Source organism: Simiaoa sp. (genome assembly GCF_051972595.1).
GTDB lineage: Bacteria > Bacillota > Clostridia > Lachnospirales > Lachnospiraceae > Acetatifactor > Acetatifactor hominis.
On record NZ_JBOKRY010000019.1, the window covers coordinates 1 to 18,334 of the forward strand.

Here is an 18,334-nt window from a genome sequence, read left to right on the forward strand (position 1 = left end):
ACAGCGATTTGTGCGCAAGCGCCCATCGCTGTCTTTACTATGCCTATGCGCGGCTATGCTTTCGTAACTTTCAATTTATCGATAGAACTCCACAAGGGAACCCAGCTTAGCCGACATATTCAGCATCATGGCATCCAACACAGTGATGGCGGTCATGCATTCCATGACAACGACAGCTCTGGGGACGATGATGGGATCGTGACGACCGCGGATGGTAAGCTCGGTATTTTCACCGGAGCGGTTCACGGTCTGCTGGGGGCGGAAGATGGAGGGAGTGGGTTTCACATAAGCACGGACGATGATAGGACTTCCGTCACTCATACCTCCTAAAATACCGCCGGAATGATTGCTGGTCTTTGTGACTTTGCCGTTCTCCATGCGGAAGGGATCGTTATTCTCACTACCGGTATGGCGGGCAACTTCTGCACCATCGCCGATCTCTACGGATTTCACGGCACCGATGGACATGATGGCTTTCGCAAGGTTGGCATCCAGCTTCTCGAACACCGGATCTCCGATGCCTGCGGGAAGTCCTTCGACCAGACATTCCATGCATCCACCCACAGAATCGCAGGCTTCTCTTGCCTGCTGCAGATAAGCACAGGCTTTTTCATCAGCCTCTGCATCCGGCATGGCGGTGATAGTGGAGCGGGCAGTAGTACGGTCGAACTTTGTAAGATCCGCATCCACGGGACCGATGGAGCGGGTGTAGGCGAATACGGTAATACCCATCTGCTCTAAGATCTTGGCTGCAATGGCTCCGGCAGCCACACGCCCGATGGTCTCACGACCGGAGGAACGTCCGCCACCCCGGTAATCCCGGAAACCGTATTTGGCATCAAAACAATAATCCGCATGACCGGGACGGTAATTCTGCGCAATTTCCGTGTAATCCGCAGAAATCTGAGAGGTATTATGTACCATCAGGGAGATGGGGGTACCGGTGGTCCTGCCTTCGAAGACTCCGGAGAGAATCTCCACCTGATCGGCCTCCTTGCGCTGAGTGGTGATGGTACTGGTGCCGGGTTTGCGGCGGTCTAAGTATTTCTGTATATCTTCCTCGGAGAGAGACAGTCCTGCGGGACAGCCGTCTACGACGACACCTAATGCTTTCCCGTGGGATTCTCCCCAGGTAGTGATCCTGAAAATGTTTCCAAATGTTGAACCGGCCATGATAGTTCTCCTTTTCAATTCATTCGAACCCATCCCATACATTCGCAAAAACGCACGATGAATTGTGCTTTCTCACTGCTGCGCAGAGGTTCTGAATAGTTACCTTTTTATCATAGATTATACGCAATTACAGAAAAAACCGCAACTTTTTTATAGAAAAAGGATGCAACGGAATATAAAATATGCTATCATATTACATAATTGCTAACGGGAAGCAAAAGGTCGAATATACAAATGGAAAAAACAACGGAAGAGAAAGCCAGAGCAAAACTTCTGAAATTGGGGAAAAAGAATCGATGGAACAGGGCGGTAGCAGTGCCGTTGCTGTTTTTTGTGATGTCTTTTTTTCATGTCTGTACTTATTGTAAGAATAATGGAAAACGCTTTGCCGTGATGGCGGGAACTTTCTTCCTGTTTGCGGTATACAGCAGTTTTTCATTCCCGGCGTTTATTACAGAGGATGCGGGGAACGACTATGAATTGAAAAATGCCGAGACTGCCGACATCTCTTTAGCGGAGGAGAAGGAACCGGATATGGCGGGGCTGGAACTCTTAGAGGATGAGGACGTTCTGGAACAGTCGGATTACAACAGTACTTCCCACGGCTATGCACTGGTAGACAAATACGATGCCTCTGACATTTTGCGGGCTTCGGAGGAAATTGTGAGTGAAAATGCCCAGGAGAACGGAGCAGACAGCGATGCGCGTGAGGCTGCGGAGCAACAGGAATTCCGCTCTGATGACTGGAGACTGGTTCTGATCAACAAGCAGAACTCCATTCCGGAGGATTATACGTTTCAGCTGGGCACCATCCGGGGGTCCATGCAGTGCGACAAGAGAATCTTAGAGGATCTTCTTGCTATGCTGGAGGCAGCGGAAAAGGATGGCGTGAACCTGACGATCTGCTCTCCTTACCGGGATCTGGAGTATCAGAAGATGCTGTTCAACCGGAAGATCAAGAGGTATATGAACCGCGGAATGTCCTATATGGAAGCTTATCAGTTGTCCAGTCAGGCAGTGACGGTACCGGGAGCCAGTGAGCATCAGATCGGGCTGGCACTGGATATTGTGTGTAACGACTATATGTCGCTGGATGAAGGCTTCGGCGATACGAAGGCAGGAAAGTGGCTGGCAGCCAACAGCGGTTGTTTTGGATTTATCTTACGATACCCGGAAGGCAAGGAGAACATTACGGGGATCGAATATGAACCGTGGCATTTCCGCTATGTAGGGAAAGCAGCAGCACCTGTGATCATGGAACAGGGCATAACATTAGAAGAATTCTGGGAGGAATATGTAGAAGATGTATCGATTGATTAAACAGGAAGGACGTGCTAAAAGAGGAGAATTTACCACAGTGCATGGCGTGATCCAGACCCCTGTATTTATGAATGTGGGAACAGTAGCGGCGATCAAGGGCGCCGTATCCACAGCAGACTTAGAGCAGATCGGAACCCAGGTGGAATTATCCAACACCTACCATCTGCATGTCAGACCCGGTGACCAAATTATCAAACAGATGGGCGGACTTCACAAGTTCATGTCCTGGAATAAGCCGATTTTGACAGATTCCGGCGGATTTCAGGTATTTTCCCTGGCGGGACTTCGTAAGATCAAGGAAGAGGGCGTTACCTTCCGCTCCCATATTGATGGTCATAAGATCTTCATGGGGCCGGAGGAGAGCATGCAGATCCAGTCGAATCTGGGATCTACCATTGCCATGGCTTTTGATGAGTGTGCGCCCAGTAAGGCGGACCGGATGTACGTACAGAATTCCGTGGAGCGGACTACCAGATGGCTGCAAAGATGCCAGGCAGAGATGAAACGCCTAAACAGTTTAGAGGATACGGTGAACCCTCACCAGCTGTTATTCGGTATCAATCAGGGCGCCATCTATGAAGATATCCGTATCGAGCATGCCAAGCGGATCGCTGAGATGAATCTGGACGGTTATGCGGTCGGCGGTCTGGCAGTGGGCGAGACCCACGAGGAAATGTATCACATTCTGGATGAGGTGGTACCTTATCTACCGGTGAACAAGCCAACCTACCTTATGGGCGTGGGTACCCCGGCCAATATTCTGGAGGGTGTAGAGCGAGGTGTTGATTTCTTCGACTGCGTATATCCGACGAGAAACGGACGCCATGGACATTTATATACCAACCATGGAAAGATCAATCTGTTCAATGCCAAATACGAACTGGATGACAGACCCATCGAAGAGGGCTGCAACTGTCCTGCCTGCCAGCGATATTCCAGAGCTTATATCCGTCATCTGTTAAAAGCGAAGGAGATGCTGGGCATGCGTCTTTGTGTACTCCACAATCTGTATTTTTATAATACCATGATGACGGAGATCCGCGATGCCTTGGATGCAGGCCGTTTTGCAGAATATAAAAAACACAAGCTGGATTCCATGGCTACACCGTTAGAATAAGTTGCATCTGTCGGAGTTTAGAGTTATTTCATACAATTTTATGCAAAAAGACTTGCCCCTTAAGCTATTTTTGTGTATCATACTTACTTGTACAGATAGTTTTACAGGCGTAACACGCCGGAATGGAGGAACAAATGGGTATTTTATTAACTGAGTCAGAGGCTGCTGCAGCAGGTTCCGGAACCAGCATGATCTTTATGCTTCTTGTATATGCAGTATTGATCGGTGCAATGTGGTTTTTCTTTATGAGACCGCAGAAGAAGGAACAGAAGAGAGTAGCTGCAATGCTGTCCAACTTAGAGACAGGTGACTGCGTTCTGACCACTTCCGGTTTCTATGGCATCGTGATCGATATTACCGACGATACCGTTATCGTAGAGTTCGGTAATAACAAGAACTGCCGTATTCCTATGGAGAAATCTGCCATCAGCAAGGTTGAGAAGGCTGGAGAGAACTAAAAAGAAGTGAAAAAGGAGCAATGCCGGGATAAGGTATTGCTCCTTTTTACGTGTATGACGCACCTAACAACTTGATCTATTTTAATGTGCATAATTGCATTTATGTTAATTTTCAATGTTGAAATTTCATACAGTATCAGTTATTATGAAATAAGTATTTTACGTAAAAAATACAGGAAATATCACAGGAAACGAGGGAAATGACACTATGGAGTTACATATTACCTGTATTCCCGGCGACGGCATCGGTCCGGAGATCGTCAGGGAGACAAAAAAGGTTTTAGACAAAGTTGCGCATAAATATGGTCATAAAATGATCTATAAGGATATTTTAATGGGTGGAGCTTCCATTGATGTCCATGGAGTCCCTCTGACAGAGGAAGCTATCGCGGATGCCAAAGCGGCGGATGCGGTGCTGATGGGATCCATTGGCGGTAATACCACCACATCCCCCTGGTACAAATTACCTCCCGAAAAGCGCCCGGAAGCAGGACTTCTGGCAATGCGCAAAGCGTTGAATCTGTTTGCTAATTTAAGACCGGCAGTGCTCTATGATGAGCTGGCAGCGGCGTGCCCTCTGAAGGAGGAGATCAGTAAGGCCGGATTCGATATGCTGATCATGAGAGAATTGACCGGTGGATTATACTTTGGTGAGCGTAAGACCATCGAGGAGAATGGGATGAGAAAAGCGACAGATACCCTGACCTATGATGAGAACGAGATACGCAGGATCGCCATTAAAGGCTTTGATATTGCCAGAAAGCGCAGGAAAAAGGTAACCAGCGTGGACAAAGCCAATGTGCTGGATTCCTCCAGATTGTGGAGAAAAGTTGTGGAAGAGGTAGCGAAGGATTATCCTGACGTTACTTTGGAACATATGCTGGTAGACAACTGTGCCATGCAGTTGGTTAAGGATCCCGCACAGTTTGATGTGATCCTGACAGAGAATATGTTTGGAGATATCCTGTCCGACGAGGCAAGTATGGTGACCGGTTCTATCGGAATGTTAGCCAGCGCCAGCTTAAACGATACAAAGTTTGGTCTCTACGAGCCCAGCCACGGATCCGCTCCGGACATTGCGGGTAAAGATATTGCAAACCCTATCGCCACCGTATTAAGCGCGTCTATGATGCTTCGTTACAGCTTTGACCTGGACGAAGAGGCAGATGCCATCGAGGCAGCGGTGAAGAAGGTATTGCAGGACGGCTTCCGCACCGGCGATATCATGTCTGAGGGTTGCACACAGGTCGGCTGTACCGAGATGGGAGACCTTCTGGCAGAGAGAATCTGATGTCTTTTGCCCCCCGGAAGCACATTTATCCGGTATAGAGAAAATAAGGAAGAGAAAGAGAGATATAATTATGAGAAGTGATTCCGTTAAGACAGGAACTGCCCAGGCACCCCACAGAAGTCTGTTCAATGCGCTGGGATTTACCGAAGAAGAGAGAAGACGCCCCATGATCGGTATCGTCAGTTCCTTCAATGAGATCGTACCCGGACATATGAATCTGGATAAGATCACAGAAGCTGTAAAAATGGGTGTAGCCATGGCAGGTGGTATGCCCGTAGTATTCCCCGCTATCGCTGTATGCGACGGTATTGCCATGGGACATGTGGGAATGAAGTATTCCCTGGTGACCAGAGATCTGATCGCCGACAGCACCGAGTGCATGGCTATGGCACATGGATTTGACGGACTGGTATGTATCCCGAACTGCGATAAGAATGTTCCCGGACTTTTGATGGCGGCAGCCAGAGTGAATATCCCCACTATCTTTGTATCCGGCGGTCCCATGTTAGCCGGTCATGTACACGGACAGAAGAGAAGTTTATCCTCTATGTTCGAGGCAGTGGGAAGTGTGGCAGCCGGTACCATGACTATGGATGAACTGGCTGAGTTCGAGGAAAAGGTATGTCCTACCTGCGGTTCCTGCTCCGGTATGTATACCGCGAACTCCATGAACTGTCTGACTGAAGCCATTGGTATGGGACTTCGCGGCAACGGTACGATCCCCGCCGTATATTCCGAACGTATCCGTCTGGCAAAACATGCCGGCATGAAGATCATGGAACTGGTAGAGAAAAATATCCGTCCCAGAGACATCATGACGCCGGAAGCTTTTCAGAATGCATTGACTGTGGATATGGCACTTGGATGCTCTACAAATACCATGCTGCATCTGCCCGCTATCGCAAGAGAAGCAGGTGTGGAACTGAACCTGGAGATCGCCAACGAGATCTCTGCCAAGACTCCGAATCTGTGTCATCTGGCACCTGCCGGTCCTACTTATATGGAAGACCTGAACGAAGCAGGTGGTGTATATGCGGTAATGAATGAACTGTCCAAGAAGGGACTTTTGAATCTTGACTGCCTGACTGCCAACGGTACGACCGTAGGAGAGAATATCAAGAATTGTGTCAACAAGAATCCGGAAGTCATCCGCCCTGTGGAGAACCCCTATTCCCAGACCGGCGGTATTGCTGTACTGAAGGGCAACCTGGCACCGGACAGCGGCGTGGTCAAGAGATCTGCTGTGGCACCGGAGATGTTGGTACACGAAGGTCCTGCCAGAGTATTCGACTGCGAAGAAGATGCTATTGATGCTATCAAGTCCGGTAAAATCGTGGCAGGCGATGTAGTAGTGATCCGTTATGAAGGACCTAAGGGCGGCCCCGGCATGAGAGAGATGCTGAATCCCACATCTGCTATTGCGGGCATGGGACTGGGCTCCAGCGTGGCACTGATCACCGACGGACGTTTCTCCGGAGCTTCCCGTGGCGCATCCATCGGACATGTCTCTCCGGAGGCAGCAGTGGGCGGTCCGATCGCACTGGTGGAAGAGGGCGATATCATCCGTATCAACATCCCGGAGAACAAACTGGATGTACTGGTATCCGACGAAGAACTGGCAGCCAGAAGAGCAAAATGGCAGCCCAGAGAGCCTAAGATCACGACCGGCTACCTGGCAAGATATCATGAACTGGTGACCAGTGGTAACCGCGGTGCGGTACTGGAAGCACCTTCTCAGAAAAACTAAGCAATCATTAAAATAACCGGAGGGATTTTGCAATGCAGTTAACAGGATCGGAAATTCTGGTAGAATGCCTGAAGGAGCAGGGGGTAGATACCGTATTCGGTTACCCCGGCGGGGCAATCCTTAATATTTATGACGCACTTTATAAGCACAGTGGGGAGATCAGACATATTCTGACTTCCCATGAACAGGGAGCGGCACATGCGGCGGACGGCTATGCGAGAGCTACGGGAAAAGTAGGTGTCTGCATGGCTACCAGCGGACCCGGCGCCACGAACCTGGTCACCGGTATCGCTACGGCTTACATGGATTCCGTACCGATGGTAGCGATCACCGCAAATGTTACCTTACCTTTACTTGGCAAGGACAGCTTTCAGGAGGTGGATATCGCCGGCGTGACCATGCCCATTACGAAGCATGGTTATATTGTGAAAAACGTGGAGATCCTGGCAGATACCATCCGTAAGGCATTCCATATCGCCAGGAGCGGAAGACCCGGTCCTGTCCTGATCGATATTACGAAGGATGTGACGGCGGCTGTCTGTGAATATACTCCAATGACGATTCAGCCGGAGGAGAGAGTGACCCGTTACACCAGGGAAGAATTGATGCTGGTAGCGGAGATGATCCACAAGGCAAAAAAACCATACATCTATCTGGGGGGTGGAGCCATCATTTCTGAGGCTAGTGCTGAGGTGGCAGAATTTGCAGAGCTGATCGATGCACCGGTATGTGATACTCTGATGGGTAAGGGAGCCTTTAATGGAAAAAGTGAGCGCTATACCGGCATGATCGGCATGCATGGTACCAAGACTTCGAACCTGGGAGTCAGCGAATGTGATCTGTTGGTGGCACTGGGTGCCAGATTCTCCGACCGTGTGACAGGTAACCCGAAAAAGTTCGCGGAGAATGCAAGAATCATCCAGCTGGATGTGGATGCTGCGGAGATCAATAAGAATATCCGTGTGGACGCCTCTCTGGTAGGCGATCTGAAGAAAACTCTGACGGAATTAAATGCCTGCCTGTCCAAACAGGAACATCCGGAGTGGATGGCGCATATAACGGAACTGAAGGAAAAATATCCTCTGAAATACGATGACGAAAATCTGTCCTGTCCTTATATCATGCAGGAAATTGACCGTGTGACGAACGGAGAAGCCATCATCACCACAGACGTGGGACAGCATCAGATGTGGGCGGCACAGTATTATCATTATACGAAGCCCCGTACCTTCCTGTCTTCCGGGGGCTTAGGTACCATGGGTTACGGTCTGGGAGCCTGCATCGGTGCGCAGATCGGACAGCCGGATAAGGTCTGCATCAATATTGCAGGCGACGGATGCTTCCGCATGAACATGAATGAACTGGCTACTGCCAGCCGTTATAACATTCCCATTATCCAGGTAGTCATCAACAACCAGGTGCTTGGCATGGTAAGACAGTGGCAGACACTGTTCTATGGGAAACGCTATTCCCAGACAGTACTGAAGGATAAGGTGGATTTCTGTAAGGTGGCAGAAGGACTGGGCTGTACCGCCATCCGCGTGACCAAAAAGGAAGAAGTGGCACCCGCTATCGAGAAAGCCATTGCCCTGAAGGCACCGGTAATGATCGAGTGTATGATCCCGGAGGATGATAAGGTATTCCCCATGGTTCCGGCAGGAGCCCCCATCAGTGAAGTATTTGACGGAGATGATTTGAAAAGGCAGTCCTGATGAATAAGACGACGAAGAGATTACTTTTTGCGGTGTTGATATTACTACTGTTTCTGTTGACAGTATATTTTGTCCTGGCATTTTATTACAGGGAAGGCTTTTCTCTGAATACCTGGATCAACGGAGTGTACTGTACCGGAAAAACGGTGGAAGAAGTGAATTCGGAGCTTTTGTCACATACAGAAGCTCCGAATGTTGTCATCGTGGATAAAGCGGGAGAGGAATACACGATCGCTCTCGCCGATGTGGATTATCGCGCGGACTTTGGCAGTGCACTGGAAGCGTACAGACAGGAACAGAATCCGTATCTGTGGGTGGACAATGTTCTGCTTCATTCCAGGCGGACCCTGGCACCTGCGGTGACCGTGGATGAGGAGGCGCTTCGCAGAGCCTACAATGCCCTGAAATTCGTACAGACGGAACAGGAGAGAATAACAGATTACAGCCTTACCAGGGATACGGAGGGGGCCTATGCCTTCACAGACGGACTGAGCGACCGAATCGATCTGGAGAAGGCTTTTTTGGCATTAAAAGAAATCGTGGAGAATGGGCAGGAAACACTGAACCTGCAGGAGAGCGGATGCTACTATGAGATAACACCGGATGAGAGTCAAAAAACTCTGAGGAATCTGTGGAAAGAGATCGAGAGATTTCAGACCTGCGATATTGTCTACTGCTTCGGTGAAGAGAGACATCCGGTAACAGCGGCGGACTGTGCTTCTTTTCTGACTGCGCAGAACGGACTGCCGGTGCAGGATGAGAAGGGAAACTTTGTGTTGGACGAGGAGGCTGTGGCGGCGTATGTGCAGAGCCTGGCGGAAGAATATGACGGCTATGGACGAACCAGACAGTTTCACAGTACCCGTGGGGATGTGATCACCATCGAGGGCGGAACCTATGGCAGCAAAATGGACCGGAAAAAGGAGACTGCCTACCTGCTGGAGCATCTGTTGGATCCCGGCGTACATACAGGCACCCCACAGACACATGTTCCTAGTTACGAGAGAGAAGCCTTCTGCTATGGGAAAAATGATATTGGTGACACATATATCGAAGTGGATATGACAGAACAGAAAATGTACTATTACGAAAAAGGCGTATTGAAGCTTGAGACGGAGATCGTGACAGGCAATATGCGGCGGCGCATGGGAACGCCGGAAGGCGTCAATTTTGTCTATAATAAGCAGAAAAACCGGGTTTTACGGGGACCGGGGTATGCCTCTCCTGTGAAATTCTGGATGCCTGTGAAGGGCGGTATCGGTATTCATGACGCCGGATGGCGCAAAGAATTCGGCGGGGACATCTACCAGACTGCGGGTTCCCACGGCTGTATCAATACACCAAAGGACAAAATGGAAGAATTGTTTGATTGCGTGCAGATCGGCACCCCTGTCGTAATGTTTTATTAATGAATGGTAACTATTTAGATATTATTTGCATAGAAATGCAAATAATATTGCTTACGCAATACGTAAATATCAACAACGGTCCTTACAAATGCGAGCATTTGAAGTACCATTTTTGATATTTACGTATTCTAAATAGTTACTATTTATTTAATACAGACATTTTCAGATAAATTGTCCTTGCCAGGCGAACAAATTGAAAATAATTTAACAATGTAGTTGACTAAAGCAAATGAAAAGCTTATTCTATACCTATGCTTTTTATAAAAAATTTAGAAAATATCGAGGAGGTCTTTGAAAATGGCAAGAGTGTATAACTTTTCCGCAGGCCCTGCAGTACTCCCTGAGGAGGTATTACAGGAAGCAGCCGATGAAATGCTGGATTATAGAGGAACCGGCATGTCCGTAATGGAGATGAGCCATCGATCTAAAGCCTATGATACGATCATTAAGGAAGCGGAAGCTGATCTCAGAGAACTGATGAATATCCCGGACAACTATAAGGTACTGTTTTTACAGGGTGGTGCGAGCCAGCAGTTTGCCATGATCCCCATGAACCTGATGAAGAACCGTGTGGCAGACTACATCGTAACCGGTCAGTGGGCGAAGAAGGCATACCAGGAGGCTTCCCTGTACGGCAAGGCTAATAAGATCGCTTCTTCCGAGGATAAGACTTTCTCTTATATTCCCGATTGCTCCGATCTGCCCATCAGTGAGGACGCAGATTACGTGTACATATGCGAGAATAATACCATTTACGGTACGAAATTCAAGACCCTGCCCAATACCAAGGGTAAGCCCCTGGTTGCAGATGTATCCAGCTGCTTTTTATCCGAGCCGGTAGATGTGACAAAATATGGTGTGATCTATGGCGGCGTACAGAAAAATATCGGACCTGCAGGTGTGGTTATCGTGATCATCCGTGAGGATCTGATCACCGAGGACGTACTTCCCGGTACACCGACCATGCTTCGTTATAAAATCCATGCAGATGCAGATTCTCTGTACAATACTCCTCCCGCATACGGCATCTACATTTGCGGCAAGGTATTTAAATGGCTGAAGAAGATGGGTGGTCTGGAAGCAATGAAGGAGCGCAATGAGAAAAAGGCGAAGATACTGTATGACTACCTGGATGAAAGCAAGCTGTTCAAGGGTACCGTCCGCAAGGAAGACAGATCCCTGATGAATGTTCCGTTCATTACCGGTAATGAAGAGCTGGATGCCAAGTTCGTAAAAGAAGCAAAAGAAGCCGGTTTTGAGAACCTGAAGGGGCACAGAACCGTAGGCGGCATGAGAGCAAGTATCTACAATGCAATGCCCATCGAAGGTGTGGAGAAGCTGGTAGAGTTCATGAAGAAGTTTGAAGCGGAGAACGCTTAAGGGGGAGAAAAAATGTTTCAGATCAATTGCCTGAATCCCATTTCCAAAGTGGGACTGGATCGTCTGACAGCAGACTATAAAGTAACCGATAATATGAATGACGCAGAGGGCGTTCTGGTCCGCAGTGCTTCCATGCATGAGATGGATCTGCCGGAAAATCTTCTGGCAGTAGCGAGAGCCGGTGCCGGTGTCAATAACATTCCTCTGGATAAATGTGCCCAAAAGGGTATCGTAGTATTCAATACGCCCGGTGCCAACGCCAATGGCGTAAAGGAACTGGTGATCGCTGGTATGCTGTTAGCTGCCCGTGATGTGGTAGGCGGTATTGAATGGGTCAAGGCATCCAAAGACAACGCTGACATTGCCAAAGCCGCAGAAAAAGAAAAGAAGAAATTCGCCGGTACAGAAGTAATGGGCAAAAAGTTAGGTGTCATCGGTCTGGGTGCTATCGGCGTTAAGGTGGCCAATACAGCAGTAAGCCTTGGTATGGAAGTCTATGGCTATGATCCTTACGTATCCGTCAATGCTGCCTGGAACTTAAGCCGTTCTGTCAAGCATGTGATGAATGTGGAAGAAATTTATGCAGACTGTGATTACATTACGATACATGTACCGCTTCTGGATTCTACAAAGGGTATGATCAACAAGGAAGCCATCAGCAAAATGAAAGATGGCGTGGTTCTGTTAAACTTTGCAAGAGATCTGTTAGCAAATGAGGCAGATGTCCTGGAGGCATTACAGAGTGGCAAGGTAGCCCGTTATGTGTCTGATTTCCCGAATCCTACGACAGCAGGACAGCCCGGCTGTATCGTGATCCCTCATCTGGGCGCAAGCACCGAGGAATCCGAGGATAACTGTGCGAAGATGGCTGTGGAAGAGATGATGGATTACCTGGAGAACGGCAATATCCGCAACAGCGTAAATTATCCTGCCTGTGACATGGGCGTATGCAGCCAGGCCGGAAGAATTGCTATTTTCCATAAAAATATTACCAATATGCTGAATCAGTTTACCGCAGTGATCGGTGAGAAGAATATCAATATCTCCGATATGACCAACAAATCCCGCGGTGAAGTGGCATATACCATGCTGGATATTGAAAGTGCGGCAACGCAGGATCTGGTAGAGGCTTTGCAGAAGATTGACGGTGTCTTCCGTGTACGTATCGTAAAGTAAGATATTTGTCCGAATAGCAGAAAAATATACAGGCATCGGCTGTAAAAAGGCCGATGCCTGCTTTACGTTTCCGGTGTAATGCCAAAAACAGCGGAAATAGTGGTAAAAACAGCGTAAAATGTCAGAAACTAACATACATTTTTTCGTAAAGGCGTTGTATGCTATGAGGGAATCTGTTATACTTGGCATGGTTCAAAGACGTAAGCCACAAGAGAAAGAAGGAACAAAACAGATGAAATTTGATATGCATTGTCATACAAAAGAAGGATCTATGGATGGAAAGGTTCCTATTGAGGATTTTATTGCGGAATTGATCCGCAAGGGTTTTGACGGTATGCTGGTCAGTGATCATAATTCATATAATGGTTATCGTGCTTGGAAACGAAATATCAAGGATCAAAAATATAAAGACTTTGTAGTGCTGAAGGGGATTGAATACGATACCATTGATGCAGGACATATCCTGGTGATCATGCCGGAGACTATTAAACTGAAAATTCTGGAGCTTCGGGGATTACCGGTACAGATTCTGATCGATATCGTGCATAAGAACGGCGGAATATTAGGACCGGCACATCCCTGCGGAGAGAAATATTTAAGCTTCACCAATACCCTGAAGAAGCGGAATCAGATGGCGGTGATGAATCAGTTTGATTTTCTGGAAGGCTTCAATGCCTGTGAGAGTGTAGATAGCAACCATTGCGCCAAGGTACTGGCGGAAATGTACGCACTGCCGACCTTCGGTGGAAGCGATGCTCACAAAACGGACTGTGTCGGTATGGCGTATACTGACATCCCGGAGCAGATTCATTGTGAATCCGATCTGATCCGGGCGGTGAAGCTTGGAGAAGGGATCAAATGCGGAGGATCTTATTACCGGGGGACTACCAAAGAGAAGATCGGAAAAGCCAATAATATTCTGGTACAGTCCTTCTGGTTCTACAACAGACTGGGAAGCCTGTACCGGCATCACAGAAGAAAAACGGAAATGCATAAGATGGTATAGGTCCCCTGGGCCTATACTTTTTGTAACTATTCAGAGCCAAAGGGCGAAGTAACCACTATGAGCAAATAACATGCAAGCATGTTATTCAGAAAAGCCTTGCAGAGGCGGTTTTGCGAATGGGGTTCTGAATAGTTACTTTTTTTTATACAAATCGTAATCTGAATTCATAAATTCTTAAGATGCTTTTACTATGGAAATAGGGTATAATATGCATAAATAAGTAAGCAATATGGAAGGTTCCGTAGAACTTGCTATTAGGGCGAATCTTTAAGATTACAGACCACAATAAACGTAATTAAGAGGAGAGAAATATATGAGAAAAAATTTAAGGGGCAGAAAAGCAACCGCAATCGCGCTGGCATCCGTTATGGCAATGTCACTTGCAGCCTGCGGTAAGCAGGATGGATCGAATCCGGGGGAACAGACAGAACAGAAGGAATATGTATATGTTCCCGAATATCTGGAGCTGGACGATAATACGAATTCCAGCTACAGTAACATGACAGTACAGGGGGATAAGCTGTATTATACAAATTACAAATGGGATGAAGCTTCCGGTGAGAGCAAGGTCGTGATTGGAGCTTATTCGCTGACAGACGGTTCCAGGGAGGACCTGCCGATCACCATTAATGCGGACGGCGGTGGAATCTATTCCATGCAGGCAGATGAGGAAGGTAATATTTATACTGCGGAATTTGAGTGGAATGCCACCGAAGGTGATGACGCTTATACACAGCAGACAACGGTATTGCACAAGTACGATGCATCCGGTACGGAGCTGATGGCACAGGATATCACGGACATCATGCAGCAGGATGAGAATAATTCTTATGTGGGCAGCATGTGCCTGGACGACCAGGGCAGATTTTATATCAGCTCTGATTCACTGATCCGGCTGTTTGGCAGTGACGGACAATTTCAGGGAGCTGTGCAGACGGACAGCCAGTGGATCCAGGGCATGGGAAAGGCAAAAGACGGCAAGGTATACCTGGCTTATTATGACCAATCCGGCAATGTGAAGCTATCCCAGATCGACTTTGACGGCAAAGCATTAGGACAGACGTACGATAACTTCCCGAACACGAACGGTAACGGAGCGTTATGTGCCGGAATAGACAATGATCTCCTGGTCAATACGGATACTGCCCTGTATGATTATAGTCTCGCAGACCAGAAGACTACTGAAATACTGAGCTGGCTGGACAGTGATATTAACGGCAGTTATGTCACCTATGCCGCAGCCACCGCAGACGGTAAGATCCTGGCAGTGGTCAATGACTGGAACACAGGGGAAACTGACCTGGTGAAGCTGACCAAAACCAAGGCCAGTGAGGTGGCACAGAAGTCCCAGATCACGATCGGAACCCTGTATACCTCCCAGAGCCTTCAGGCAGCAGCCGTAGCCTTCAACAAGCAGAGTAATGAATATCATGTCAATATTAAAACATATATTGATGACAATAACTGGACCGAAACTTCCTGGGCGGATGGCATTACAGCCATGAACAACGATATTACCTCCGGAGCCGGATGCCCGGATATCCTGGATCTGTCCAACCTGGATGTCAAGGAACTGGCTTCCAAGGGTGTATTCGAGGATATGACACCCTATCTGGAGAAGAGCAGTGTATTAAGCAAGGACGATTTCTTTGAAAATATTGTAAACAGTTATACCTATGACGGAAAACTGGTGGGAATTCCGAAGAGCTTCACCTTAAGCACGATCGTCGGCAAGACCTCCGAAGTGGGTGATAAGAAGGGCTGGACCATTGACGATATTATAGCCTATGCAGGCCAGCATGAAGGTGCTTCCCTGTTTGAAGGCATGACCAAGAGCGGTATGCTGTACACATTGTTAGCCTATGATCTGGACAGCTATATTGACTGGGAGACGGGAAAGTGCAGCTTTGATTCGGAAGATTTCCAGAAGGTACTGGAATTTGTCAATACCTTCCCCGAAGAGTATGACTGGCAGAATGACGACAGATCTACACCGGCGAAGATCCAGTCCGGTGAAGTACTGTTAAATATGACAGGTATCTATCAGCTGAATAGTATTCAGGAGGAGGAAGCTATGTTCGGCGAGCCGGTAACCTATATCGGATATCCTACCTCCGGCGGTGGCAGCGGTACTTATATGCAGGCCAGTGAGCTGTATGCGATTACCGCCAAATCCTCCAATAAGGATGGCGCATGGGCATTTATTGAGAATTACCTGAATCAGCCGTTTGATAATTTTTATTCCTATGGACTTCCTGCCAGAAAGTCTGCGCTGGATGATATGGTGGAGAAGGCAATGAATATGACATATATGACGGATGAAAACGGTGAGCAGATCCTGGATGAGAATGGGAATCCGATTCCGGAGGGTGGTACTTCCAGCATCAGCTACGGAGACTGGGAATATTCCTATCATATACCTACACAGGAGGAAGTGGCAGTCCTGCAGGATCTGATCAATGTGGCTGAGCCTTCCAGTGCAACCGGTAATGATGAGATCACCAATATCATCACCGAGGAAGCAGAAGCATTCTTCAAAGGTCAGAAATCTGTATCGGATGTGGCGAATGTCATTCAGAGCCGTGTGCAGGTCTATGTAAATGAAAACAGATAAGGAAAGGCTTAAAATATCGTGAGCAGACAGCAGGTGGATCAGAAGCGGAAGCGGCATCACAAATTGGATAAGAGAATGCGGAAACTCAAGAGGAGCTCGGGGCTTTTTATAGCCCCAAGCTTTCTTGGAGTACTTGCTTTCTTTTTTCTTCCTTTTCTGGTTGTGATATTTTATTCGCTGGTGGATAACCCTATCAGCATGAATTTTGTATTTTTAGACAACTTTGTAAGCGTAATAAAAAACGCGGCATTCCGTACGGCAGTGCATAATACGGTGGTATTTTCTGCAATTGCGGTGCCGTTAGCCGTGGTTTTGTCCCTGCTTCTGGCAGTGGTACTGGAAGCAAAGCTTCCTTTCCGGAGTCAGTTCCGTACCTTTTTCTTAAGTCCCATGATGGTGCCGGTGGCATCCATTGTACTGATCTGGCAGGTATTGTTCCATTATAATGGTGCGGTCAATGATCTGTTGGGAGTATTCGGTGTGGAGAAGATCGACTGGCTGAAGTCTGGCTACTCCATTATTGTAATAGTGATCTTATTCCTATGGAAGAATCTGGGATATAATATGATCCTGTTTATGGCAGCACTTGCCAGCATACCCAGGGATCTGTTGGAGGTGGCGAGACTGGAGAATGCCACATCGTTACAGACCTTTTTCTACATTAAGATCCGGTATTTGTCTTCCACCTTTTTATTTGTGACGATCATGTCCCTGATCAGCTCTTTTAAGATCTTCCGTGAGATCTATCTGCTGACAACGGATTATCCTTACGATTCCATCTATATGCTGCAGCACTTCATGAACAATAAGTTCAAGAGTCTGGATTATCAGACGCTGTCTGCAGCAGCAATATTGATGTCTCTCGTCATGGTCGTGATCATCGGACTTCTGTTCGCAGTGGAAAATCATTTCGGAAAGGATGTGGAAGGCTGATGGAGCAGAAGATGAAAAAACCTGTTCCACCGGAGCTTAGAAGGGCGATCCGGTTCAAGAAGAGAAAGAAGATATATGAGAATATGCGCATCAGCATAGCAACAGTGATCGCAGCCTTTTTTGCCATACTGTTCCTGATGCCGATCGTTCTGACGATCACCAACTCTTTCATGTCATCTTCGGAGATATCAGCGAACTATGGTTCGGTATTTGCCACGAATGATAAGGGCGGCAAGGTCTATATTTCCGAAAAAGTGAATTTGAAATTTATTCCGGATATCGTATCCTTCAGCCAGTATACTACGGTACTTTTGAAAAGCCCGGAATATCTGCTGAAATTCTGGAATTCCGTGATCCTGGTGGGGCCGATCGTACTGTTTCAGCTGATCGTGGCATCGCTGGCGTCTTATGGATTCGCCAGGTACTCGGGGAAGCTGAGGTCATTGGTATTTTTCTCCTATGTGATATTGATGCTGATGCCGTATCAGGTAACGCTGGTACCCAATTATCTGGTGGCGGAAAAGCTGAACATACTAAATACGTACTGGGCCATCTGGCTGCCCGGAATCTTTTCACCTTTTGCAGTCTATCTGCTGACGAAGTTCATGAAGAGAATTCCTGTGGGAGTCATGGAAGCGGCACAGATCGACGGTGCCGGAGAGTGGCAGATCTATCGGCTGATCTGTATGCCGTTGTGTAAAGGTGCACTGTGTTCCGCTGCCATCCTTGTATTTATTGATTACTGGAATATGGTGGAACAGCCGTTGATCCTGTTATCCGATGCGGAGATGCATCCATTGTCCGTATTTTTGAGTAAGATCAATTCCGGAGAGATCGGACTGGCATTTGCCGTAGCTACGATCTACATGGTGCCCAGTCTTCTGGTATTTCTCTACGGAGAAGAATATCTGGTGGACGGAATTACCTACCAGGGCGGTGTCAAAGGCTAGGAACATTGATTTTTGATGATATACCGGCATGGATCCGATTGTCGGAGT

The 18,334-nt window shown here is 47.7% G+C and carries 14 protein-coding genes; 13 read left to right on the plus strand and 1 reads right to left on the minus strand.

Going from position 1 to position 18,334, the window contains the following annotated elements:
• Nucleotides 1-75 precede the first annotated feature (75 nt).
• Nucleotides 76-1,173 carry a chorismate synthase gene (gene aroC, locus ACTRDR_RS08385; RefSeq protein ID WP_440526908.1) on the minus strand — a complete coding sequence of 366 codons (1,098 nt, stop codon included), beginning with the start codon at nucleotides 1,171-1,173 and terminating at the stop codon, nucleotides 76-78.
• Between the two features lie 234 nt (nucleotides 1,174-1,407).
• Here aroC and ACTRDR_RS08390 point away from each other — a divergent pair, with 234 nt between their 5' ends.
• The 13 genes from ACTRDR_RS08390 to ACTRDR_RS08450 all read left to right on the plus strand — a co-directional run bounded on the left by ACTRDR_RS08390 (nucleotide 1,408) and on the right by ACTRDR_RS08450 (nucleotide 18,286).
• Nucleotides 1,408-2,493, plus strand: a complete 1,086-nt coding sequence (locus ACTRDR_RS08390) for a M15 family metallopeptidase (protein WP_440526910.1) — start codon at nucleotides 1,408-1,410, stop codon at nucleotides 2,491-2,493.
• Nucleotides 2,477-3,610 carry a tRNA guanosine(34) transglycosylase Tgt gene (tgt, locus tag ACTRDR_RS08395; protein ID WP_176864649.1) on the plus strand — a complete coding sequence of 378 codons (1,134 nt, stop codon included), beginning with the start codon at nucleotides 2,477-2,479 and terminating at the stop codon, nucleotides 3,608-3,610. Before ACTRDR_RS08390 ends, tgt begins: the two co-directional genes overlap by 17 nt.
• Before the next feature lie 134 nt (nucleotides 3,611-3,744).
• Complete coding sequence (yajC, locus tag ACTRDR_RS08400; RefSeq protein ID WP_176864647.1) at nucleotides 3,745-4,068, plus strand: preprotein translocase subunit YajC; 324 nt, start codon at nucleotides 3,745-3,747, stop codon at nucleotides 4,066-4,068.
• A 208-nt stretch (nucleotides 4,069-4,276) separates the two neighbouring features.
• The gene (leuB, locus tag ACTRDR_RS08405; protein WP_176864645.1) at nucleotides 4,277-5,359 is read left to right on the plus strand and encodes a 3-isopropylmalate dehydrogenase; all 1,083 of its coding nucleotides are present in this window, start codon (nucleotides 4,277-4,279) and stop codon (nucleotides 5,357-5,359) included.
• Nucleotides 5,360-5,429: 70 nt separating this feature from the next.
• Nucleotides 5,430-7,106 carry a dihydroxy-acid dehydratase gene (gene ilvD / locus ACTRDR_RS08410; RefSeq protein WP_176864643.1) on the plus strand — a complete coding sequence of 559 codons (1,677 nt, stop codon included), beginning with the start codon at nucleotides 5,430-5,432 and terminating at the stop codon, nucleotides 7,104-7,106.
• Between the two features lie 32 nt (nucleotides 7,107-7,138).
• Nucleotides 7,139-8,818 carry a biosynthetic-type acetolactate synthase large subunit gene (gene ilvB, locus ACTRDR_RS08415; protein ID WP_440526913.1) on the plus strand — a complete coding sequence of 560 codons (1,680 nt, stop codon included), beginning with the start codon at nucleotides 7,139-7,141 and terminating at the stop codon, nucleotides 8,816-8,818.
• Entirely contained in the window at nucleotides 8,818-10,227 is a 1,410-nt protein-coding gene (locus tag ACTRDR_RS08420; protein WP_440526914.1) for a L,D-transpeptidase family protein, read from the plus strand. The genes ilvB and ACTRDR_RS08420 overlap by 1 nt, the downstream gene beginning before the upstream one ends.
• Before the next feature lie 297 nt (nucleotides 10,228-10,524).
• Nucleotides 10,525-11,607, plus strand: coding sequence for a 3-phosphoserine/phosphohydroxythreonine transaminase (serC, locus tag ACTRDR_RS08425; RefSeq protein ID WP_022153863.1), 1,083 nt, complete (start codon nucleotides 10,525-10,527; stop codon nucleotides 11,605-11,607).
• A 12-nt stretch (nucleotides 11,608-11,619) separates the two neighbouring features.
• Nucleotides 11,620-12,783 carry a phosphoglycerate dehydrogenase gene (locus ACTRDR_RS08430; RefSeq protein WP_440526916.1) on the plus strand — a complete coding sequence of 388 codons (1,164 nt, stop codon included), beginning with the start codon at nucleotides 11,620-11,622 and terminating at the stop codon, nucleotides 12,781-12,783.
• Nucleotides 12,784-13,015: 232 nt separating this feature from the next.
• Nucleotides 13,016-13,789 carry a CehA/McbA family metallohydrolase gene (locus ACTRDR_RS08435; protein ID WP_440526918.1) on the plus strand — a complete coding sequence of 258 codons (774 nt, stop codon included), beginning with the start codon at nucleotides 13,016-13,018 and terminating at the stop codon, nucleotides 13,787-13,789.
• 313 nt (nucleotides 13,790-14,102) lie between these two features.
• On the plus strand, nucleotides 14,103-16,403 hold the full coding sequence (locus ACTRDR_RS08440; RefSeq protein WP_440526920.1) for an ABC transporter substrate-binding protein: 2,301 nt from the start codon (nucleotides 14,103-14,105) through the stop codon (nucleotides 16,401-16,403).
• 18 nt (nucleotides 16,404-16,421) lie between these two features.
• Complete coding sequence (locus tag ACTRDR_RS08445) at nucleotides 16,422-17,336, plus strand: carbohydrate ABC transporter permease (RefSeq protein ID WP_440526922.1); 915 nt, start codon at nucleotides 16,422-16,424, stop codon at nucleotides 17,334-17,336.
• Nucleotides 17,336-18,286, plus strand: a complete 951-nt coding sequence (locus ACTRDR_RS08450) for a carbohydrate ABC transporter permease (RefSeq protein ID WP_330595896.1) — start codon at nucleotides 17,336-17,338, stop codon at nucleotides 18,284-18,286. The genes ACTRDR_RS08445 and ACTRDR_RS08450 overlap by 1 nt, the downstream gene beginning before the upstream one ends.
• Nucleotides 18,287-18,334 lie beyond the last annotated feature (48 nt).

Bases quoted from the DNA above. Each gene is read 5' to 3' on its own strand.
- aroC (WP_440526908.1), bottom strand. From the start codon at position 1,173: ATGGCCGGTTCAACATTTGGAAACATTTTCAGGATCACTACCTGGGGA.
- ACTRDR_RS08390 (WP_440526910.1), top strand. From the start codon at position 1,408: ATGGAAAAAACAACGGAAGAGAAAGCCAGAGCAAAACTTCTGAAATTG.
- tgt (WP_176864649.1), top strand. From the start codon at position 2,477: ATGTATCGATTGATTAAACAGGAAGGACGTGCTAAAAGAGGAGAATTT.
- yajC (WP_176864647.1), top strand. From the start codon at position 3,745: ATGGGTATTTTATTAACTGAGTCAGAGGCTGCTGCAGCAGGTTCCGGA.
- leuB (WP_176864645.1), top strand. From the start codon at position 4,277: ATGGAGTTACATATTACCTGTATTCCCGGCGACGGCATCGGTCCGGAG.
- ilvD (WP_176864643.1), top strand. From the start codon at position 5,430: ATGAGAAGTGATTCCGTTAAGACAGGAACTGCCCAGGCACCCCACAGA.
- ilvB (WP_440526913.1), top strand. From the start codon at position 7,139: ATGCAGTTAACAGGATCGGAAATTCTGGTAGAATGCCTGAAGGAGCAG.
- ACTRDR_RS08420 (WP_440526914.1), top strand. From the start codon at position 8,818: ATGAATAAGACGACGAAGAGATTACTTTTTGCGGTGTTGATATTACTA.
- serC (WP_022153863.1), top strand. From the start codon at position 10,525: ATGGCAAGAGTGTATAACTTTTCCGCAGGCCCTGCAGTACTCCCTGAG.
- ACTRDR_RS08430 (WP_440526916.1), top strand. From the start codon at position 11,620: ATGTTTCAGATCAATTGCCTGAATCCCATTTCCAAAGTGGGACTGGAT.
- ACTRDR_RS08435 (WP_440526918.1), top strand. From the start codon at position 13,016: ATGAAATTTGATATGCATTGTCATACAAAAGAAGGATCTATGGATGGA.
- ACTRDR_RS08440 (WP_440526920.1), top strand. From the start codon at position 14,103: ATGAGAAAAAATTTAAGGGGCAGAAAAGCAACCGCAATCGCGCTGGCA.
- ACTRDR_RS08450 (WP_330595896.1), top strand. From the start codon at position 17,336: ATGGAGCAGAAGATGAAAAAACCTGTTCCACCGGAGCTTAGAAGGGCG.